This is a genomic window from Actinomadura rugatobispora (assembly GCF_055379765.1).
Window position 1 is genome coordinate 6681197 of the sequence record NZ_AP029191.1, and the last position, 20190, is coordinate 6701386.

The following is a 20190-nucleotide window of genomic DNA, read 5'->3' on the forward strand; positions in this document are numbered from 1 at the left end:
CTTCCCTACCCCCCAGAAGGAACGAGCGGTGGGCATGAGCATTCTTGGTCTCCTGGTCGCGCTGACGCTCCTCTTCGGCATCGTCGCGGTCGTGGTCGTCGTGATCGTCGTGGCGGTCCGCGCGTCGTCGTCCGGGCGCGGCGGGCCCGGGCCGGGCCCGTACCAGCCCGGCGCGTATCCGCCCGGCCCCTATCCTCCGGGCGCTCCCGGGGCGTCCCCCGGCCCGTACGGGCCGGGCGCGCACCACCACCATCACTCCGGCGGCTACGCGCCCGGTGGTGATCCCTACTCGGGCTCTCCGGCGCCCGATCCGTACTCCAGTTCCGGCCCCGGTCCCTCCTACGACTCGGGCGGGTCGTACGGCGGCTCCTCGGGCTACGACAGCGGCTCGTCCGGGAGCAGCGGGTCGTCCGGCGGCTCGTCCGGCTCCGACGGCGGCTCCAGCTCGTCCAGCTCCAGCTTCTGAACGGGGGAAGATCATGGACGTCCTGATTCCCGTGGTCATCATCGGCGGTGTGGTCGTTCTCGTCATGGTCATCGCGGCCGCCGGGGGCGGCGGTAAGAGCGGTAAGAAGGGCCGCCGCAGGGCCGGCGGCGGCGGTGGCTTCTTCGGCGGTGGCACCGGTGGAGGCGGCGGGTGCAGCGGGGGTTCCTCCTGCAGCGGCGGCGGCTCTTCCTGCGGCGGCGGTGGCGGCGGCTGCGGCGGGGGAGGCGGCGGAGGCAGCTGACCCCTCCGGGACCGGCCGCCGCACCCTCGCGGTTGACCCGCGCCCCCGCGACTGCCATTAGCCTTGAAGGCGTCGTGAATCTGATCAACGCTGAGAACGTCACCAAGGCCTACGGCCCCCGGCCGCTGCTCGACGCCGTCTCCCTCGGGCTCGACGAGGGAGACCGCGTCGGCGTCGTCGGCCGCAACGGCGGCGGCAAGAGCACGCTCGTCGAGATCCTCGCCCGCGCCACCGAGCCCGACGAGGGCCGGGTCACCCACGCCCGCGGGCTCCGCCTGGGCTACCTGACCCAGCGCGACGCGTTCGCCGAGGGCGCCACGGTGCGGGACGTGGTGCTGGGCGACCGCCCCGAGCACGAGTGGGCGGGCGACACCCGGGTCCGCGACATCCTCGCCGGGCTGCTGGCCGACCTGCCCCTGGACGCTCCGCTCGCCGGGATGTCGGGCGGCGAGCGGCGCCGGACCGCGCTGGCCCGGCTGCTGGTCCCCGAGTCCGACCTGATCGTCCTGGACGAGCCCACCAACCACCTCGACCTGGAGGCCATCGACTGGCTGGCCCGGCATCTGCGCGCCCGCCGCGGCGCGCTGCTGGTCGTCACCCACGACCGCTGGTTCCTGGACGAGGTCACCGAGCGCACCTGGGAGGTCGTCGACGGCCGGGTCGAGCGCTACGAGGGCGGCTACTCCGCGTACGTGCTGGCCAAGGCCGAACGCGACCGGATCGCCGCGGCGACCGAGGCCAAGCGGCAGAACCTGCTCCGCAAGGAGCTGGCCTGGCTGCGGCGCGGCCCGCAGGCCCGCACGTCCAAGCCCAAGTTCCGGGTGGACGCCGCGCAGGCCCTGATCGCCGACGAGCCGCCGCTGCGCGACTCGGTCGAGCTGACCCGGTTCGCCACCGCGCGGCTCGGCAAGACCGTGTTCGACATCGAGGACGCCGCCGTCCGGCTCGGCGACCGGCGCCTGTTCGAGCGCCTGACCTGGCGGCTCGGCCCCGGCGACCGGATCGGGCTGGTCGGCGTCAACGGCAGCGGCAAGAGCACCCTGCTGCGGCTGCTGGACGGCTCGGTGGACGCCGAGGAGGGCCGGGTCGTCCGCGGTCGCACCGTCCAGCTCGCCCACCTGTCGCAGAACCTGGAGGAGCTCGACCCGTCCCGGCGCGTGCTGGAGTCGGTCGAGGAGATCAAGCACCGCATCACCGTCGGCAAGCGGGAGTGGACCGCGAGCCAGCTGCTGGAGCGGCTGGGGTTCCGCGGCGACCGGCAGTGGACCCCGATCGGCGACCTGTCCGGCGGCGAGCGGCGCCGCCTGCAGCTGCTGCGGCTGCTCATGGCCGAGCCGAACGTGCTGCTGCTGGACGAGCCCACCAACGACCTCGACATCGAGACGCTGACCGAGGTCGAGGACCTGCTCGACGGCTGGCCGGGCACGCTCGTGGTCGTCAGCCACGACCGGTACTTCCTGGAGCGGGTCACCGACCACGTCGTGGCGCTGCTGGGCGACGGCCGGGTGTCGATGCTGCCCGGCGGCGTGGAGCAGTACCTGCGGCGCCGCGCGGAGGGCACCGCCCCGACCCGTGCGGCGGCGTCCGAGGGGACGGCGACCGCGGCCACCGTCACCGCGCCCAAGTCCGAGACGAAGTCCGGGGCGAAGGCAGGGGCGAAGGCGCCCGCCGGGGCGGCGGCGAAGGGCGGCGGGCAGGAGTGGAAGGCCCGCAAGGAGCTCGACCGGCTCGAACGGCGCCTCGACAAGCTGGCGAAGCAGGAGGCCGAGCTGCACGAGAAGCTCGCGGCGGCGGCCACCGACTACGCGCGGCTCCAGGAGCTCGACGGCAGGCTGAAGGAGATCCAGGCCGAGGCCGCCCAGGTCGAGGAGGAGTGGCTGATGCTGGCCGAGGACGTCGGCTGACCGCCCTGCGCCGACCGGCCCCGCAGCCCCGCGCCCGCGGGGTCAGGGGTGGTCCGGGGGCCCGTCGGCGCTGTCGAAGGGGATCAGCAGCGTTCGCAGCAGCCCCGACAGCGTCTCGCGGTCGCCGGGGGCCAGGCTGTCGAGGATCGCGTGCTCGCGGTCGAGGAGATCGGCGAACGCGGCGTCCACCCGGGTCATCCCGGCCGCGGTGAGGCGCACCTGCACGCCCCGCTTGTCCTGCGGGTCGGGGTGGCGCTCCACCAGCCCGGCGGCCGCCAGCCGGTCGATCCGGTTGGTCATGGTGCCGGAGGTGACCAGCGTGGCCCGCAGCAGCGCGCCCGGGCTGAGCTGGTAGGGGGTGCCCGCCCGGCGCAGCGCGGTGAGCACGTCGAACTCCCAGCCCTCCAGCTCGTGGGCGGCGAACACGGCGCGGCGGGCGCGGTCGAGATGCCGGGCCAGCCGGGACACCCGGCTCAGGACCTGCAGCGGCCGGACGTCGAGGTCCGGCCGTTCCTTGTGCCAGGCCTCGACCAGGCGGTCCACCTCGTCCTGCATTCCGACAGCTTACCTGTCTCGATATCGAGAAGACTTTCTTGACATCAAGATTGTGCGACGGCATGATGTCTCTTGATGTCGAGACAAGCAGCGAGCGGAGCGCCCGCCGCCCTCTGGGACCCCGTCCAGTACGGGGCCTTCGGCGACGAGCGCGCACGCCCGTTCGCCGAGCTGCTGGCCCGTGCCGCCCAGGCGGTCCCCGAGCCGGCCCGCATCGCCGACCTCGGCTGCGGCTCCGGCGGGCTCACCGCCGAACTGGCCCGCCGCTGGCCGGACGCGGACATCGACGCGATCGACTCCTCGCCCGAGATGATCGAGGCCGCCCGGGTCCACGAGATCCCCGGACGCCTCCGCTTCGGCGTCGGCGACGTCACCACCTGGCGTCCCGGCGGCCCCTTCGACCTGATCGTCTCCAACGCCGTCCTGCACTGGGTCCCCGGGCACACCGATCTGCTCCCGCGCTGGATCGACGCCCTCACCCCGGGCGGGCGGCTGGCGTTCCAGGTCCCCGGCAACTGGGGCGCCCCCAGCCACACCCTGCTCCGCCAGGTCTGCCGGAACCCGCGCTGGCGCGACCGCCTCGGCGGCCTGTTCGCCGCGCGCCCCATCCTCGACCCCGCCGGCTACCTCGACCTGCTCAGCCGCCACGGCTGCCGGGTCGACGCGTGGGAGACCGCCTACGCCCAGATCCTCCAGGGGGACGACCCCGTCCTGGAATGGGTCAAGGGCACCACGCTGCGACCCGTCCTGACCGCACTCGACCCGACCGAGACCGACGACTTCCTGACCGAATACGGGGCCCTGCTGCGCGACGCCTACCCGGCCGCGCCGTACGGCACCGTCTACCCGTTCCGGCGCGTGTTCGTCATCGCGGGCCGCGCCGGACCGTGAACTGCCGCCCACCGCGCGAGGGAAGCGACTCGTTCCCCTGCGGTGTGCCAGCTCGCACGGTGGGCGGCAGCCCAGACGCCGCGCACCACGGGCACGTCGGCGATCACATGATCGCAGAAAGGCGCGCCCCCCAAGACCCCGGCCTCGCGAACCGAGGCAGGGCCAACCGGTAACACGGTGACCCCGGCCGGTGGCCGTCCGGACGAACTCCGGAGGCCACCGGTCCACGTCACCGGGACGGACGCGACGCCGGCTCCGGGAGCGCCTCGGACGGAGCGGCCTCCTCCAGCTCCTCCGGCACCTCGTCCGATGGATCGTCCTCCGGATGCCGGCCCTTGCTCCGCGCCCGCTCCGCCTTCGCGGCCGCCTTCTCCTCGGCCTTCTCGGCCTTCGCCGCCGCCCGCTCGGCCCGCTTCTCGCGCCGCTCGGCCTCCTTGCGGCGCCGCCTGGGGTCCAGCGACGGCCGCGGCTCCAGCCCCGACAGCCCGTTCCACGCCAGGTTCACCAGGTGCGCGGCGACCTCCTCGCGCTTGGGCCGCCGCGCGTCCAGCCACCACTGGCCCGTCAGCGCCACCATCCCGACCAGCATCTGCGCGTACATCGGCGCGAACTTCTCGTCGTACTCGTGCCGGTCGAGCTCCTTGGCCATCACGTGCTCGACCTCGCCGGCGATCTCGCTCAGCAGGCTGGCGAAGCTGCCGGTGCCGGTGCCGCCGTGCGAGTCGCGCACCAGGATGCGGAACCCGTCGGGATTGGACTCGATGTACTCCAGCAGCGCCAGCGCCGCCTTCTCCAGCTTGCCCCGGTAGTGGATCGCCGAGTTCAGCGCCTCGGTCACCAGGGCGAGCAGCCTCTCGAACTCCCGGTCGACCACCACCGCGTACAGCCCCTCCTTGCCGCCGAAGTGCTCGTACACCACCGGTTTGGAGACGCCCGCCGCCGCGGCGATCTCCTCCACCGACGTGCCGTCCAGGCCGCGCTCGGCGAACAGGGACCGGCCGATGGTGAGGAGTTGCTCGCGTCGTTCCTTGCCGGTCATCCGCTTCCTGCGGGACCGGGGGGCAGGTTCAGTCACGGGACAATTGTGACGCTCAGCCCGGACGGTTCGTCCGCCTGGCCTCGAGCCGTTCGGTGTCGGGCCAGCGGACGTCGTACGCCCACCCGGCCTTCTCGAAGGCCCAGATGGCCCGGGCGCTGATGTCGATCTGCCCCTTGAGCACGCCGTGCCGCGCGCAGGTGGGGTCGGAGTGGTGCAGGTTGTGCCACGACTCGCCGAGCGAGGGGATCGCCAGCCACCACACGTTGCGGGACTTGTCGCGGACCTCGAAGTGCTCCTTGCCGAAGGTGTGGCAGATCGAGTTGATCGACCAGGTCACGTGGTGGACCAGCGTGAGCCGTACCAGCCCGGCCCAGAAGAAGGCGGTCAGCGCGCCCGTCCACGACATGGTCAGCAGCCCGCCGAGCACGCCCGGCAGCAGCAGCGTCACGGCGACCAGCGCGGGGAAGGCCCGGTGGACGCGGACGATGTCGCGGTCGTTCAGCAGGTCCTTGGCGAAGCGCTGCTTGGAGGTGCGGCCGCCGTCGAAGAGCCAGCCGTAGTGCGCCCAGCCCAGGCCCTTGGCCAGGGCCTTCCAGTCGCTGCCGAACCGCCACGGCGAGTGCGGGTCGGCCTCCTTGTCGGAGTGCTTGTGGTGCCGCCGGTGGTCGGCGACCCAGGTGATGACCGGCCCTTCCATGGCCAGGCTGCCGGCCACCGCCATCGCGATCTTGAGCGGGCGGCGGGCCTTGAAGGAGCCGTGCGTGAAGTAGCGGTGGTAGCCGACGGTGATCCCGCCCGCCGAGAGGACGTAGAAGACCGCCATGAGCGCCACGTCGGTCCAGCCGAGAAAGGTGCCCCAGGCCAGGGGGATCGCGGCGAGGAGCGCGAGGAACGGAACACCGGTGAAGACCCCGACGAGGATCCTTTCGAGCATGCCCGTCGGTTCCGGCTCGATCTCGGGTCGGGGTTGCGGGCGGGGCGGATCAAGGACGGGGGCTGTAGTCATGTGTCACCACTTCCTGCTTCTCTGGGCAGCCTTACCTACGCCAACGTAACCTACGGTTCCGTAAGTTGGACAGGTCCGGTTCGTAAAATCGCCGCGAACTGTCGCCGGCGCCATCCCATGAGCACTGTATGGCCAGGTCAGCGGGTCATAGTGGACGGCCGGGTGACGGCCCTCACCCGGGCCGGACGGTCTTCACTCCCTAAGAGGTGCTCGCAAAAAACCGCACTAAACCGCAACGAACCAGACGCACGAAGAGTTGCGCGTTTCATTGTGGAGGGGCGACCCTCCACACCACCCGGGACGGCGGTGAACGCCTCCTTCGCTCGCCTGGGGGCTCGCTGCGGACCCGCTCCCCGCCGCCTGCCCGTCCCTCCACTCCGCTGGCGCTCCGCTACGGGCCGGACAGTTTTCGGCGGTCGCCTTGCGGTCCTTGCGGGGAGCGGTCCCTTGGTCGCCTTGTGGCCGGGGTGTGTGGGCTCGCGGGGCGAAATGGGGTCGGCGGGTGGGGCGGTAGTCGGTATGGTTGGATCGGCGTTCGCCTCAGGGCGATGTGCCGGTCCCGGGTCGTCTAGGGGCAGGACGTCTGATTTTGGTTCAGATAACGGAGGTTCGATTCCTCCCCCGGGAGCTTGCGGGCTCGTTCCAGCCGTCAGGACGGGCGGCTGGGTGACAGGGCCGGGCTGGGCGGTATCCTTCGGGTGTCGGGCGCGTTACGAGCCTGTTTGAGCAGGTAGATCTGGTGGGCGAGGCCCCCTGATCGGCGTCCGAGCCAACCGATCCAGTCCGCGATGCCGAGGAGCCTCCACGTGAGCGCAGAGCGCCCGGCTGCCGTCATCGTCCTCGCCGCGGGCGAGGGCACACGTATGAAGTCCCGCACTTCCAAGGTCCTGCACGAGTTGTGCGGCCGCAGCATGCTCGGGCATGTGCTGGCCGCCGCCCGCGCGCTGGAACCCGAACGGCTGGTGGTGGTCGTCGGCCACCGCCGGGAGCAGGTGATCGCCCATCTCGAACGGGCCGGGGCGTCCCCCCGTCCCGAGCCCGTCGTGCAGGAGCGGCAGGGAGGCACCGGGCACGCCGTCCGGATGGCCCTGGAGAGCGTGGGCGAGCTGCGCGGCACGGTGGTGGTCACCAACGGCGACCATCCGCTGCTGCGCGGCGAGACGCTGGCCGAGCTGGTCCGCGTGCACGAGGGCGACGGCAACGCCGTGACCGTCCTCACCACGGAGATGCCCGACGCGACCGGGTACGGCCGCATCCTGCGCGAGGAGGACGGCTCGGTCTCGGCGATCGTCGAGCACAAGGACGCGACCGAGGCGCAGCGGTCCGTCCGCGAGATCAACGTCGGCATGTACGCCTTCGACGGCGCCCTGCTGGCGGACGCGCTCAAGCGGGTGACCACCGACAACGCCAAGGGCGAGGAGTACCTCACCGACGTGGTGGGCATTCTGCGCCACGACGGTCACCGGGCGGGCGCGTACCTGACCCCCGACTGGGTGGAGACCCAGGGCGTCAACGACAAGGTGCAGCTGGCCCAGGCCCGGCGGCAGCTGAACGACCGGATCCTGGAGGCCCACATGCGGGCCGGGGTCACGATCGTCGACCCGGCCACGACGTGGATCGACGTGGAGGTCACGGCCGAGCCGGACGCCGTCGTCCACCCGGGGACGCAGCTGCACGGCCGCACCCACCTGGCGGAGGGGGCCGAGGTCGGCCCCGGCTGCACGCTGACCGACACCTCGGTCGGCGCGGACGCGCGGGTGGTGAACTCCGTCTCCACCGGGGCGGAGATCGGCCCCGAGGTGTCGGTCGGCCCGTTCGCCTACCTGCGGCCGGGCACCCGCCTGGCGCGGAAGGCCAAGATCGGTGCCTATGTCGAGACCAAGAACGCCGAGGTGGGCGAGGGCAGCAAGGTTCCGCACCTCACCTATGTCGGCGACGCGGAGATCGGCACGGGCAGCAACATCGGCGCGGCCTGCGTTTTCGTGAACTACGACGGCGTGGACAAGCACCGGAGCGTGGTCGGCGACCACGTGAAGGTCGGCAGCGACAACATGATCGTCGCGCCGGTGACCATCGGCGACGGCGCCTACACGGCGGCCGGGTCGGTGATCGTTCAGGATGTTCCGCCCGGTGCGATGGCGGTGGCGCGCGGGCGGCAGCGCAACATCGAGGGCTGGGTGGAGCGAAAGCGTGCGGGTACCCCGGCGGCCGAGGCCGCTCGCCGGGCGTCCGGGCGGGACCGCGGGGAATGACGCGGGACGTGGGCACGACACCCACGGGAAGTACAGTTCCATTGAGGGGGAGTTGTCCAAGGTGAGTGGGATCAAGGCGAGCGGCCAGAAGAAGCTGATGCTCTTCACCGGCCGTGCCCACCCGGACCTGGCCAAGGAAGTAGCCGACAACCTCCACGTCGAGCTCACGCCGACCTCGGCGTACGACTTCGCCAACGGCGAGACCTTCGTGCGGTTCCTGGAGTCGGTGCGCGGCTCCGACGCGTTCGTGGTGCAGAGCCACACCGCGCCGATCAACCAGTGGATCATGGAGCAGCTGATCATGGTGGACGCGCTCAAGCGCGCGTCCGCCAAGCGGATCACCGTGGTGGCGCCGTTCTTCGGGTACGCGCGGCAGGACAAGAAGCACCGCGGCCGGGAGCCGATCTCGGCGCGGCTGATGGCGGACCTGTTCAAGACCGCGGGCACCGACCGGCTGATCACCGTCGACCTGCACACGGCGCAGATCCAGGGCTTCTTCGACGGGCCCGTCGACCACCTGTTCGCGCTGGACCTGCTGGCCTCGCACTTCGAGAGCCGGCTGGACCTGTCGCAGGTGACGGTGGTGGCGCCGGACGCCGGGCGGGTGCGGGTCACCGAGCGCTGGTCGGACCGGCTGGGCGGCGTGCCGATGGCGATCATCCACAAGAAGCGCGACCCGGACGTGGCCAACGAGGTCAAGGTGTTCGACGTGGTCGGCGAGGTCGAGGGCCGCACCTGCGTGGTGGTCGACGACATGATCGACACCGGTGGCACGATCGTGAAGGCGGCGGACGCGCTGTTCGACAACGGCGCGACCAAGGTCGTGGTCGCGGCCACGCACGGCGTGCTGTCGGGCCCGGCGGTGGACCGGCTGAAGAATTCGCGGATCTCGGAGGTCGTGCTGACCAACACGCTGCCGATTCCGCAGGAGAAGCAGTTCGACAAGCTGACGGTGCTGTCGATCGCGCCGCTGGTGGCGCGGGCGATCAACGAGGTGTTCAGCGACGGCTCGGTGACCAGCCTGTTCGGCGGACACAGCTAGGCCGGGTCAAGACACGGTCAAGGACGCGGGCCCGGGGCGGCATCGGCCGCCGCGGGCCCGCGCGCGTCCGGTCAAAGATCAACTTCGGCGGTTCCCGCGGCCCCACTGGCTTTGCGCGTTGGGACGATCGGCTAGACTTGCTGAATCCGCGTAGGGCCCGGGTCGTTCAGTGCGGCTCCGTACGAGGACTCACACTCCCCGGGCAACGCAAAGAATCTTCGAGGCGCCTGACGCATCGAGCAACGCCTGATTCGCTCTGTCCGTAGCGGACGTCCAGCGCAGGACGGCCGTGGATCGCAACAACGAGGAGTTTTCGCCGTGTCCGAGGTACGTATCGCCGCCGAGCCGCGCACCGAGTTCGGTAAGGGTGCCGCGCGGCGCACCCGCCGGGCCGGCAAGGTTCCCGCCGTTCTCTACGGTCACGGCACCGACCCGCAGCACATCTCGCTTCCGGGCCATGACCTGATGCTCGCCCTGAAGACCCCGAACGTGCTGCTGCGCGTGGAGGGCGTGGGCGACGGTTCGGAGCTGGCGCTGCCGAAGGACGTGCAGCGCGACCCGATCAAGGGCTTCCTGGAGCATGTCGACCTGCTGCTGGTCAAGCGGGGCGAGAAGGTCGAGGTCTCCATCCCGGTGCAGATCGAGGGCGACGTGGCCGCGGGCGGCCGGCTGGTGCAGCCCGAGGTGGAGATCGCCGTGCTGGCCGAGGCCACCCGCATCCCCGAGTCGGTCGTCCTGGACATCTCCGACCTGGAGATCGAGGCGCAGGTGCTGGCCCGTGACCTGAAGCTGCCGACGGGCACCTCGCTGGTGGCCGACGAGGAGCTGCTGATCGTGCAGATCGTGGACGCCTCGATCTCGACCGAGCCGGCCGAGGCCGAGGCGGCCGAGGGCGAGCCCGCGGAGGCGGGCGCCGAGGGCGGCGAGCAGGCCGAGTGAGCGACGCCGCCGCGGAGCCCGCGGCGGCGATCGTCATGCGGCCCCCGCGGCGCCCAGCGCCGCCGGGGGCCGTCGGCCTTGGAGGGAGACCAGTGCCTGACCACCTCACCCGCTCCGCGCGGCCGTCGGGCGTTGCGAGCGCGTCCGAAGGCCAGCAGGATCGAAGCCGGAGGCGAGATCCGGCTGATCGCGAAGCGATGCAGCGCTCGCCGCAGGCGCGACCAGCGACGAGCCGCCAGGCGAGGAGCGCAGCTCGCGCATGAATGAGCACTTCCTGGTGGTGGGGCTCGGGAATCCTGGGCCGGCGTATGCGGGGAACCGGCACAATGCCGGGTTCATGGTGCTGGACGTGCTGGCCGCGCGGGCGGGCGGGCGGTTCAAGGCGCACCGGTCGCGGTGCGACGTGCTGGAGGGGCGCCTGGCGGGCGCCCGCGCCGTGCTGGCGAAGCCGCGCGGATATATGAACGAGTCGGGCGGCCCGGTGAAGGCGCTGCGCGATTTCTATAAGGCGCCGGTGGAGCGCTTGATCGTCGTCCACGATGAATTGGACATCCCGTACGGTGCGGTCCGCCTGAAGCGCGGCGGCGGCGACAACGGGCACAACGGGCTGCGCTCGATCACGCGGGCGCTGGGCGACAAGAATTACCCGCGCGTCCGGTTCGGGGTGGGCCGCCCGCCGGGGCGGATGGACGCGGCCGCGTTCGTGCTGAAGGACTTCTCCGCGGCCGAGCGCAAGGAGCTGGAGCTCAACGTGGAGCGCGCCGCGGACGCGGTGGAGGCGCTCATGACCGAGGGCCTGGAAGCGGCGCAGAACACCTTCCACGCGTCCTGATCGGCTGCCCGCCGGAAGTCCGCCGTACCTTGCCGAACAGCGGCAATTCCCTATCACTCCGGTAGACAGCAAGAAGCCTGGCTGAACTCGCGTTTCGGACGCGGTATTCGCGGGCCGATCGTAAGATGCATCACAAACGGGCTTCACGTGACGTGTGAACCTTCCCTGCCGCTCGGCCGTCTCCGTGGTGGACCGTGCGTTATGGGGCGCATGCGGCAGGGGTGGTGAGAGTTCCGATGGCGGTCGTGGACAAGATCAGGCTCGAGGATCCCCCGGTCGAGCAGACCCGTCCCCGGCGTACCGCGGGAACGGGCTGGACCGGGCGTTATCGCGGCATGGCCGCCGGGCTGGACTTCCTGAGCATGCTGTCCGCGGGCGTGATCGCGTTCGTGCTGCGGTTCCCCGGCTTCCCCAGCGATCCCACGTTCCCGTACGCGGTGCTGACCGGCTCGCTGCCGGTGTGCTTCGTGGTGACCCTGCTGCTGTGCCGGGCCTACCAGCCGCGGTTCGTCGGGGTCGGGTGGGAGGAGTTCCACCGGGTGCTGCGGGCCGGGTTCGTGCTCACCGCGACGGTGGCGATCGCCGCGTACGCCACCAAGACCGAGGTGGCCCGCGGCTACGTGGTGATGGCGCTGCCGCTGGGCACCTTCCTGGCCCTGGTGGCCCGCTACCGGCTGCGCAAGTGGCTGCACAAGAAGCGCTGGAAGGGCGAGTGCATGCGGCGGGTGGTCGCGGTGGGGCACCGGACCTCGGTGGCCGACCTGATCCGCCTGCTCCGCGAGAAGCGCTACCACGGCATGGACATCGTCGGCGTGTGCCTGCCGCCCGCGCTGGCGTCCGGCGAGGACGCGGTCAGCGAGGTCGAGGGCGTGCCGGTGCTGGGCGACTTCGGCGAGGCCGCGAGCGTGGTGCAGCGCAGCGGGGCCGACTCGGTGGCGGTGCTGGCCTGCCCGGAGATGGACGGGGTGGCGCTGCGCCGGCTGGCCTGGCAGATCGAGCGGGACGACGTGGAGCTCGTCGTGGCGCCCGCGCTGATGGACGTGACCGGCCCGCGGATCTCGATCCGCCCGGTGGCGGGGCTGCCGCTGCTGAACGTGGAGCACCCGGAGCTGGACGGCTCCCGGAAGGTCCTCAAGGGGCTGTTCGACCGGGCGGCGGCGCTGGGCGGCCTGGCGGCGCTGAGCCCGCTGCTGCTGACGGTGGCGTTCCTGATCAAGGTGACCAGCTCGGGCCCGGTGATGTTCCGGCAGACCCGGGTGGGCCGGGACGGCCGCGAGTTCACCGTGCTGAAGTTCCGCACGATGGTGCAGGACGCCGAGGCCCGCAAGCGCGAGCTCAAGGAGTACAACGAGCACCCGGGCGGGGTGCTGTTCAAGATGAAGTCCGACCCCCGGATCACCGCGGTCGGCCGCCGCCTGCGCCGCTACTCGCTGGACGAGCTGCCCCAGCTGTTCAACGTGGTGCGCGGCGAGATGTCGCTGGTGGGGCCGCGGCCGCCGCTGCCGGATGAGGTCGCGCAGTACGGCGGCGACGTGTACCGGCGGCTGGCGGTCAAGCCCGGGATGACGGGGCTGTGGCAGGTGAGCGGCCGCTCCGACCTGACCTGGGAGGAATCGGTCCGGCTCGATCTGCGTTACGTCGACAACTGGACGCTCGCCCTCGACCTGCAGATCATGTGGAAGACCTGGTCGGCCGTTTTCAAGGGCTCCGGGGCGTACTGACGGGACGGCGGCCGGCCGGCGGACCTGGGCGTTCGCCGGTTGTGACCGGCCCCGGCGCGTGGCGGGTTTCCGGTGTGCACGACAATGAGGGCCGGACCGATGTGACGAGCCGGGAAATGTGATGGGGTCGATGACGGAACATCCGGCGGCGGAGGCCGCCCCCGCTGGGGATCATGACCTGGCCGGCGAGCTGGCCGGCACGGCGGGGCGCCTGCTGCTGGGCGTCCGCGCCGAGCTGGGGTTCGCCGACCCCCGGGTGCTGAAGGACACCGGCGACCTGCGCGCGCACGAGTACCTCATGGGGGAGCTGGCCGCGCGCCGTCCCGGCGACGCGATCCTGTCGGAGGAGGGGCGCGCGTCGGTGTCCGGCAAGCGGGCCGCGGGCGACGACCGCTCCCCGACCGGCAACACCGCCGACGAGGTGCGGCTGTCCGCCGACCGGGTGTGGATCATCGATCCGCTGGACGGCACCCGCGAGTTCGCCGAGGAGGGCCGTGCCGACTGGGCCGTCCACGTGGCGCTGTGGGAGAAGGGGCGGCTGGCCGCCGGCGCCGTGGCGCTCCCGGCCCAGGGCCGGACGCTGCGCACCGCGCCCGGAGGGGCCGTGGACGAGCCGGCGGACGGCGGCTCGGCGGCCGGGCTGAGGGTGTCGCCTCCCGAGCCGGGACGGCTGCGGGTCGCGGTGAGCCGCACCCGCCCCCCCCAAGCTCCTGGAGCCCCTGACCGAGCGGCTGCGGGAGTCCGGCGTCGAACTGGAGCAGGTCCCGATCGGCTCGGCCGGGGCGAAGATCGCGGCGGTGCTGCTGGGCGAGGTCGACGCGTACGTGCACGCGGGCGGCCAGTACGAGTGGGACTCGGCGGCCCCGGTCGCGGTGGCGCTGGCCGCGGGCGCCCACGTGTCGCGGATCTCGGGCGCCGCACCCGAGTACAACCAGAAGGACCCCCGGCTCCCGGATATCCTGGTGTGTCATCCCGTGTCGGCATCGACGCTGCTGACCGGCATCCGGGACGTGTCATCGTGGGGGGACGACCCCCCGCACCCCCCGAAGTAGGGGGGGACGAAGCGCATTCCGGGCCGATCCCGGGGTACGCCGTCCCCGACCCGCACGGGCCGCGCGCCCGACATCCCCGATATCCCCTGACCCCACCGGCGCCCAGCCAGACGAGCGTGGAGAGAGCCCCAGACCATGCAGCGTTGCGACTACCTGCTGTCCCAGTTGGACGTGCTCGAGGCCGAGTCGATTCAGATCATCCGGGAGGTGGCCGCCGAGTTCGAGCGGCCGGTGTTGCTGTTCTCGGGCGGTAAGGACAGCATCGTCATGCTGCGGCTGGCGCAGAAGGCGTTCGCGCCCGCGCCGGTCCCGTTCCCGGTGATGCACGTGGACACCGGCCACAACTTCCCCGAGGTGATCCGGTTCAGGGACTGGCTGGTGGAGGAGGTCGGGGTGCGGCTGGTGGTGGCCTCCGTCCAGGACTCCATCGACCAGGGCCGGGTGGTGGAGGAGACCGGGCGGCGCGCGTCGCGCAACCGGCTGCAGACCACCACGCTGCTGGACGCGATCGAGGAGCACCGTTTCGACGCGGCGTTCGGCGGGGCGCGGCGCGACGAGGAGAAGGCGCGCGCCAAGGAGCGCGTGGTGTCGTTCCGGGACGAGTTCGGGCAGTGGGACCCCAAGAACCAGCGGCCCGAGCTGTGGAACCTGTTCAACACGCGGATCCGGCAGGGCGAGCACGTGCGCGTGTTCCCCCTGTCGAACTGGACCGAGCTGGACATCTGGGACTACATCCGGCGTGAGGGCCTGGAGCTGCCCCCGATCTACTTCGCGCACACCCGGATGGTGTTCGAGCGCGACGGGATGCTGCTGGCCGACCTGCCGTACGCGAACCGGGGCGACGACGAGCCGCCGTTCGAGGCGCTGGTGCGGTACCGGACGGTGGGGGACGCCTCGTGCACCGGGGCGGTGAAGTCGGCGGCGGCCACGCTGGACGAGGTGATCGGAGAGATCGCGGCGACGCGGGTGACCGAGCGCGGCCAGACCCGCGCCGACGACCGCTCCAGCGAGGCCGCGATGGAGGACCGCAAGAAAGAGGGCTACTTCTAATGTCCGAGGGCAAGACGATGGACATCCTGCGGTTCGCCACCGCCGGGTCGGTCGACGACGGCAAGTCGACGCTGATCGGGCGGTTGCTGTTCGACTCCAAGTCGATCTTCGAGGACCAGCTGGAGTCGGTGGAGCGCACCAGCGCCGACCGGGGCGAGGAGTACACCAACCTGGCGCTGCTGACCGACGGCCTGCGGGCCGAGCGGGAGCAGGGCATCACCATCGACGTGGCCTACCGGTACTTCGCGACGCCGCGCCGCAAGTTCATCATCGCCGACACGCCGGGGCACATCCAGTACACCCGCAACATGGTGACCGGCGCCTCCACCGCCGATCTGGCGATCATCCTGGTGGACGCGCGCAAGGGCATCCTGGAGCAGTCGCGCCGGCACGCGTTCCTGACCACGCTGCTGAAGGTGCCGCACCTGGTGGTGGCGGTGAACAAGATGGACCTGGTCGACTACGACAAGGACGTCTTCGAGCGGATCGTGGACGAGTTCACCGCGTTCGCGGCCAAGCTGGAGGTCTCCGACCTGACCTTCATCCCGCTGTCGGCGCTGCACGGCGACAACGTGGTGGAGCGCAGCGGGAACATGCCCTGGTACCAGGGGTCCTCGCTGCTGCACCACCTGGAGCACGTGCACATCGCCTCGGACCGGAACCTGATCGACGTGCGGTTCCCGGTGCAGTACGTGATCCGGCCGCACGCCTCCACCGACCCCGACCTGCACGACTACCGGGGGTACGCGGGGCAGGTGGCGGGCGGGGTGCTCAAGCCGGGGGACGAGGTGGTGCACCTGCCCTCGGGCCTGTCCACCACGATCACCGCGATCGACGGGCCGAACGGCCCGGTCCAGGAGGCGTTCCAGCCGATGTCGGTCACGCTGCGGCTGGCCGACGACATCGACATCTCCCGGGGCGACATGATCGCCCGTCCGCACAACCGTCCCGAGGTCGCCCAGGACCTGGAGGCGATGGTGTGCTGGATGACGCCGGACCGGCAGCTGACGCCGCGCACCAGGCTGGTGATCAAGCACACCACCCGGACCGCGAAGACGATGGTCAAGGCCCTGCAGTACCGGCTGGACGTCAACACCCTGCACCGGGACGAGTCCGCGACGGGGCTGGGGCTCAACGAGATCGGCCGGATCTCGCTGCGGGTGACCCAGCCGCTGTTCGTCGACGACTACGCCCGCAACCGGCTCACGGGCGGGTTCATCCTCATCGACGAGTCCACCAACAACACCGTCGCCGCCGGAATGATCATCGGCGCCCGCTGACGCGGCGCCGACCGCACGGTGGTCCCCGGCCGCTTCCGGCCCGTCCGGCCGGAAGCGGTCCCGGCGCGTCCGGGGCCGGTCCCGGCCAGGCGCTTTCGTGGTCGTACCGGCCTTGACTGCCGGTAATGTCGATGAGGAGCCGCTTCCCGGCATCCCCCTTCTCCCCGCCAGTTCCTGGAGTGCCGTTGAGCCTGTCCGTTTTCTCCCGTCCGTATCGCAACGGCCGTATCGGAGACACTGCGTGAAGGCGCTCGTGCTGGCGGGCGGGGCCGGGTCGCGGCTGCGTCCCATCACCCACACCTCGGCCAAGCAGCTGGTGCCGGTGGCCAACAAGCCGGTGCTGTTCTACGGCCTGGAGGCGATCCGGGACGCCGGGATCCGCGAGGTCGGCATCGTCGTCGGCGACACCGCCAAGGAGATCCGGCGCGCGGTCGGGGACGGCTCGCGGTTCGGGCTGGAGGTGACCTACCTGCCGCAGGAGGCCCCGCTGGGGCTGGCGCACGCGGTCCTGATCGCCCGCGACTTCCTCGGCGGCGACGACTTCGTCATGTACCTGGGCGACAACTTCATCGTCGGCGGCATCAACGACCTGGTGGCGCGGTTCCGGCGGGAGCGGCCCGCGGCGCAGATCATGCTGACCCGGGTGTCGGACCCGCGCGCGTTCGGCGTCGCCGAGCTGGACGGCTCGGGCCGGGTGATCGGCCTGGAGGAGAAGCCGGAGAAGCCCAAGAGCGATCTGGCGCTGGTCGGGGTCTACCTGTTCGGCCCGGACGTGCACGAGGTGGTCGCCGGGCTCAAGCCGTCCTGGCGGAACGAGCTGGAGATCACCGACGCGGTGCAGGGACTGATCGACTCCGGTCGCCGGGTGGAGTCCACCATGATCTCCGGCTACTGGAAGGACACCGGGAACGTGACCGACATGCTGGAGGTCAACCGGCTCGTCCTGGAAAGCGTCGAACCTTCTGTGGAGGGGAGCGTGGACGGGGCCAGCGAGCTGATCGGCCGGGTCGTGGTGGAGCCGGGCGCGTCGGTGTCGGGCTCCCGGGTCGTCGGGCCGGTGATCGTCGGGGCGGGCTCGGTGGTCCGCGACTCCTATGTCGGCCCGTTCACCTCGATCGACCGGGACTGCTCGGTGATCGACAGCGAGATCGAGTACTCGATCGTGCTGCGCGGCGCCTCCATCGACGGGGTCGGCCGGATCGAGTGCTCGCTGATCGGCCGGGAGGCCGAGGTGACCCCGGCGCCCCGCGTGCCCAAGGCCCACCGTCTCGTTCTGGGGGACCACAGCAAAGTGCAGATCAGCAAATGAGGGTCCTGGTCACCGGCGGTGCCGGTTTCATCGGGTCGCACTACGTGCGGGAGCTGCTGGCGGGCGCGTACCCGGCCTGGCGGGGCGCCGAGGTCACGGTGCTCGACCGGCTGACGTACGCGGGCAACCTGGCCAATCTGGAGCCGGTCGAGGGCGGTTTCGCCTTCGTGCACGGCGACATCTGCAACGACGAGCTGCTCGCGCACGTGGTGCCCGGCCACGAGGTGGTGATCAACTTCGCGGCGGAGTCGCACGTGGACCGGTCGATCGCCAGCGCCGGCGAGTTCGTCCGCACCAACGTGCAGGGCGTGCAGGCGCTGATGCGGGCCTGCCTGGAGGCCGGGACGCCCCGCGTCGTCCAGGTGTCCACCGACGAGGTGTACGGCAGCATCGACGTCGGCTCCTGGGACGAGTCGTCGCCGCTGGCGCCCAACTCGCCCTACGCGGCGGCCAAGGCGGGCGGCGACATGATCGCCCGCTCGTACGCGCGCACGCACGGCCTGCCGGTCAGCATCACCCGCTGCGGCAACAACTACGGGCCGTACCAGTACCCGGAGAAGGTCATCCCGCTGTTCGCGACCAACCTGATGGACGGGCGGCCCGTGCCGCTGTACGGCGACGGCGGCAACATCCGCGACTGGATCCACGTGGCCGACCACTGCCGCGGTATCCAGCTGGTCGCCGAGTCCGGCGAGCCCGGCGGGATCTACCACATCGCCGGGACCGCCGAGCTGACGAACCTGCAGCTCACCGAGCGTCTCCTGGACGCGGTCGGGGCCGGCTGGGACAGGGTGGAGCGGGTGCCCGACCGCAAGGGCCACGACCGCCGCTACTCCCTCAACGACGCCAAGCTGCGCTCGCTCGGCTACGCGCCCTTGATCGGGTTCGAGGAGGGGCTGGCGGAGACGGTCCGCTGGTACGAGGACAACCGCGCCTGGTGGGAGCCGCTCAAGAAGCGGGCCGAGGACGCGCGGTGACCTGGCTGATCACCGGTGCCGGCGGGATGCTCGGCACCGACCTGGCGGCGCGCCTGGGCGGCGACGCGGTGGCCCTGACCCGCGCCGGCCTGGACCTGTGCGACCCGGCGGCGGTGCGCGCCGCGCTGCGCCGCCATCGCCCCGCCACGGTCGTCAACTGCGCCGCCTGGACGGCCGTCGACGCCGCCGAGACCGACGAGGGCGCCGCGCTGGCCGTCAACGGCACGGCGGTGGGGACGCTGGCCGCGGCGTGCGCCGAGGCGGGCGCGACGCTCGTCCAGATCTCCACCGACTACGTCTTCGACGGGCGCGGCGACCGCCCGTACCCCGAGGACGCCCCGACGTCGCCGGTCAACGCCTACGGCCGTACCAAGCTCGCGGGCGAGCGCGCCGCGGCCGGGGCGGGCGGCCCCTGCTTCATCGTGCGGACCGCGTGGTTGTACGGCGCGCACGGCCCGAACTTCGTCCGGACGATGACGCGCCTGGCCGCCGAGCGCGACACGGTGAGCGTCGTCGACGACCAGATCGGCCAGCCCACCTGGACCGGCGACCTGGCCGACCGGATCATCGCGCTGGCCGGTTCCGGCGCCCCGCCCGGCGTCTACCACGGCACGGCCGCGGGCCGGACCACCTGGTACGGCCTGGCCCGCGAGATCTTCACGCTGCTCGGCCTGGACCCGGACCGGGTGCGGCCGGTGACCAGCGCCGAGTTCACGCGTCCGGCGCCGCGTCCCGCCTACAGCGTGCTGGGCCACGACCGCTGGGCCGAGGCCGGCCTGAAGCCGATGCGGGACTGGCGGGACGCCCTGCACGCCGCCTGGCCGTCGCTGCGCCCCTGATCAGCCGGTGGGCAGGACGGCCCCGAGGAACGAGCCGCCGGTGGCGTCGATGTTCTGCCCGGTCACCCAGCGGGCGTCCGGGGCGGCCAGGAACGCCACCACGTCGGCGATGTCGCCGGGCTCGCCGAGCCGGTCGAACGCGGAGTAGCCGGCGGCGGCGGCCCGGGCGGCGGGGTCGGCCAGCCAGGTGTTGATCTCGGTGTCGACGATGCCGGGGGAGACGGTGTTGACGGTGATCCCGCGCGTGCCGAGCTCCTGCGCGAGGGTGTGGGTCAGCACCTCCAGGGCGCCCTTGGTCATCGAGTAGGCGATGGTCGAGGGCGAGGCGATCCGGGTCACCCCGGAGGAGACGTTGATGATCCGGCCGCCGTCGCGGAGCCGTTCCAGGCCCTGCTGGACGATGAAGAACGGCGCCTTGGCGTTGACGGCGAACGCGCGGTCGAAGTCGTCCTCGCCGATCTCGCCTATGCGGCCGTAGAGACCCGTCGCGGCGTTGTTGACGAGGATGTCCAGGCCGCCGGGGGCGTGCTCGTCGAAGGCGGCCCACAGGGCCCGTGCGTCGCCGGGGACGCCCAGCTCGGTGCCGAGGGCGAACGCCCCGCCGCCGCGTTCCTCGATCGCCGCCACGGTCTGCACGGCGGCGTCCCGGTTCGTGCCGTAGTGCACGCCCACGCGGGCGCCGTCGGCCGCCAGCCGCAGCGCGATCGCCCGCCCGATCCCGCGGCTCGCCCCGGTCACCAGTGCCGTCCTGCCCGCCAGCACGCCCATCGGCCG

At 71.9% G+C, this 20190-nt stretch carries 19 protein-coding genes, 1 tRNA gene and 1 pseudogene; 17 read left to right on the forward strand and 4 right to left on the reverse strand.

The genetic code is table 11. From position 1 onward, the window contains the following. Positions 1-34 precede the first annotated feature (34 nt). From ACZ466_RS29850 to ACZ466_RS29860, 3 genes are all read left to right on the forward strand, one after another. Entirely contained in the window at positions 35-466 is a 432-nt protein-coding gene (locus ACZ466_RS29850) for a hypothetical protein (protein ID WP_378278802.1), read from the forward strand. Positions 467-479: 13 nt separating this feature from the next. Continuing rightward, a complete protein-coding gene (locus ACZ466_RS29855; protein ID WP_378278800.1) occupies positions 480-728 on the forward strand; it encodes a hypothetical protein in 249 nt (82 codons plus the stop codon). Positions 729-802: 74 nt separating this feature from the next. After that, complete coding sequence (locus ACZ466_RS29860; RefSeq protein WP_378278798.1) at positions 803-2632, forward strand: ABC-F family ATP-binding cassette domain-containing protein; 1830 nt, start codon at positions 803-805, stop codon at positions 2630-2632. A gap of 42 nt (positions 2633-2674) precedes the next feature. Here the strand turns inward: ACZ466_RS29860 and ACZ466_RS29865 are convergent, their stop codons facing one another. Continuing rightward, a complete protein-coding gene (locus ACZ466_RS29865) occupies positions 2675-3187 on the reverse strand; it encodes a MarR family winged helix-turn-helix transcriptional regulator (protein WP_378278796.1) in 513 nt (170 codons plus the stop codon). A gap of 75 nt (positions 3188-3262) precedes the next feature. Here ACZ466_RS29865 and ACZ466_RS29870 point away from each other — a divergent pair, with 75 nt between their 5' ends. After that, positions 3263-4078 carry a trans-aconitate 2-methyltransferase gene (locus ACZ466_RS29870; RefSeq protein ID WP_378278794.1) on the forward strand — a complete coding sequence of 272 codons (816 nt, stop codon included), beginning with the start codon at positions 3263-3265 and terminating at the stop codon, positions 4076-4078. Positions 4079-4307: 229 nt separating this feature from the next. On the opposite strand, the gene ACZ466_RS29875 is transcribed toward ACZ466_RS29870, so the two are convergent. Together ACZ466_RS29875 and ACZ466_RS29880 are read right to left on the reverse strand one after the other, a co-directional pair. Beyond that, complete coding sequence (locus ACZ466_RS29875) at positions 4308-5153, reverse strand: TetR/AcrR family transcriptional regulator (RefSeq protein ID WP_378278792.1); 846 nt, start codon at positions 5151-5153, stop codon at positions 4308-4310. A 16-nt stretch (positions 5154-5169) separates the two neighbouring features. Further along, positions 5170-6123: an acyl-CoA desaturase gene (locus ACZ466_RS29880; protein ID WP_378278790.1), complete on the reverse strand. Its 954-nt coding sequence runs from the start codon at positions 6121-6123 to the stop codon at positions 5170-5172. A gap of 557 nt (positions 6124-6680) precedes the next feature. On the opposite strand from ACZ466_RS29880, the gene ACZ466_RS29885 reads away from it, so the two are divergent. The 13 genes and pseudogenes from ACZ466_RS29885 (at position 6681) to rfbD (ending at position 19416) form a co-directional block, all read left to right on the forward strand. Continuing rightward, positions 6681-6751: transfer RNA gene (locus ACZ466_RS29885), tRNA-Gln, on the forward strand. A gap of 178 nt (positions 6752-6929) precedes the next feature. Continuing rightward, the gene (glmU, locus tag ACZ466_RS29890; protein WP_378278788.1) at positions 6930-8375 is read left to right on the forward strand and encodes a bifunctional UDP-N-acetylglucosamine diphosphorylase/glucosamine-1-phosphate N-acetyltransferase GlmU; all 1446 of its coding nucleotides are present in this window, start codon (positions 6930-6932) and stop codon (positions 8373-8375) included. Positions 8376-8436: 61 nt separating this feature from the next. After that, positions 8437-9417, forward strand: coding sequence for a ribose-phosphate diphosphokinase (locus ACZ466_RS29895; protein WP_378278787.1), 981 nt, complete (start codon positions 8437-8439; stop codon positions 9415-9417). Between the two features lie 318 nt (positions 9418-9735). Further along, the gene (locus tag ACZ466_RS29900; protein WP_378278785.1) at positions 9736-10356 is read left to right on the forward strand and encodes a 50S ribosomal protein L25/general stress protein Ctc; all 621 of its coding nucleotides are present in this window, start codon (positions 9736-9738) and stop codon (positions 10354-10356) included. A gap of 259 nt (positions 10357-10615) precedes the next feature. Further along, positions 10616-11188: an aminoacyl-tRNA hydrolase gene (gene pth, locus ACZ466_RS29905; protein WP_378278783.1), complete on the forward strand. Its 573-nt coding sequence runs from the start codon at positions 10616-10618 to the stop codon at positions 11186-11188. 236 nt (positions 11189-11424) lie between these two features. Then, positions 11425-12909, forward strand: a complete 1485-nt coding sequence (locus ACZ466_RS29910) for a sugar transferase (protein WP_378278781.1) — start codon at positions 11425-11427, stop codon at positions 12907-12909. Positions 12910-13207: 298 nt separating this feature from the next. Next, positions 13208-13444, forward strand: a pseudogene (locus ACZ466_RS29915) (inositol monophosphatase family protein); the annotation flags it as partial. A 262-nt stretch (positions 13445-13706) separates the two neighbouring features. Next, the gene (locus ACZ466_RS29920; RefSeq protein WP_464041746.1) at positions 13707-13961 is read left to right on the forward strand and encodes an inositol monophosphatase family protein; all 255 of its coding nucleotides are present in this window, start codon (positions 13707-13709) and stop codon (positions 13959-13961) included. 135 nt (positions 13962-14096) lie between these two features. Then, on the forward strand, positions 14097-15011 hold the full coding sequence (cysD, locus tag ACZ466_RS29925; protein ID WP_378278777.1) for a sulfate adenylyltransferase subunit CysD: 915 nt from the start codon (positions 14097-14099) through the stop codon (positions 15009-15011). Positions 15012-15028: 17 nt separating this feature from the next. Further along, the gene (locus tag ACZ466_RS29930) at positions 15029-16291 is read left to right on the forward strand and encodes a sulfate adenylyltransferase subunit 1 (protein WP_378279224.1); all 1263 of its coding nucleotides are present in this window, start codon (positions 15029-15031) and stop codon (positions 16289-16291) included. Between the two features lie 241 nt (positions 16292-16532). Continuing rightward, complete coding sequence (locus ACZ466_RS29935; RefSeq protein ID WP_378278775.1) at positions 16533-17600, forward strand: glucose-1-phosphate thymidylyltransferase; 1068 nt, start codon at positions 16533-16535, stop codon at positions 17598-17600. Further along, positions 17597-18577 (forward strand): dTDP-glucose 4,6-dehydratase, encoded by a 981-nt coding sequence (rfbB, locus tag ACZ466_RS29940; RefSeq protein WP_378278773.1) that lies wholly within the window; start codon positions 17597-17599, stop codon positions 18575-18577. The genes ACZ466_RS29935 and rfbB overlap by 4 nt, the downstream gene beginning before the upstream one ends. Further along, positions 18574-19416 (forward strand): dTDP-4-dehydrorhamnose reductase, encoded by an 843-nt coding sequence (gene rfbD / locus ACZ466_RS29945; protein WP_378278771.1) that lies wholly within the window; start codon positions 18574-18576, stop codon positions 19414-19416. Before rfbB ends, rfbD begins: the two co-directional genes overlap by 4 nt. On the opposite strand, the gene ACZ466_RS29950 is transcribed toward rfbD, so the two are convergent. Next, positions 19417-20184, reverse strand: coding sequence for an SDR family oxidoreductase (locus tag ACZ466_RS29950; RefSeq protein ID WP_378278769.1), 768 nt, complete (start codon positions 20182-20184; stop codon positions 19417-19419). Positions 20185-20190 lie beyond the last annotated feature (6 nt).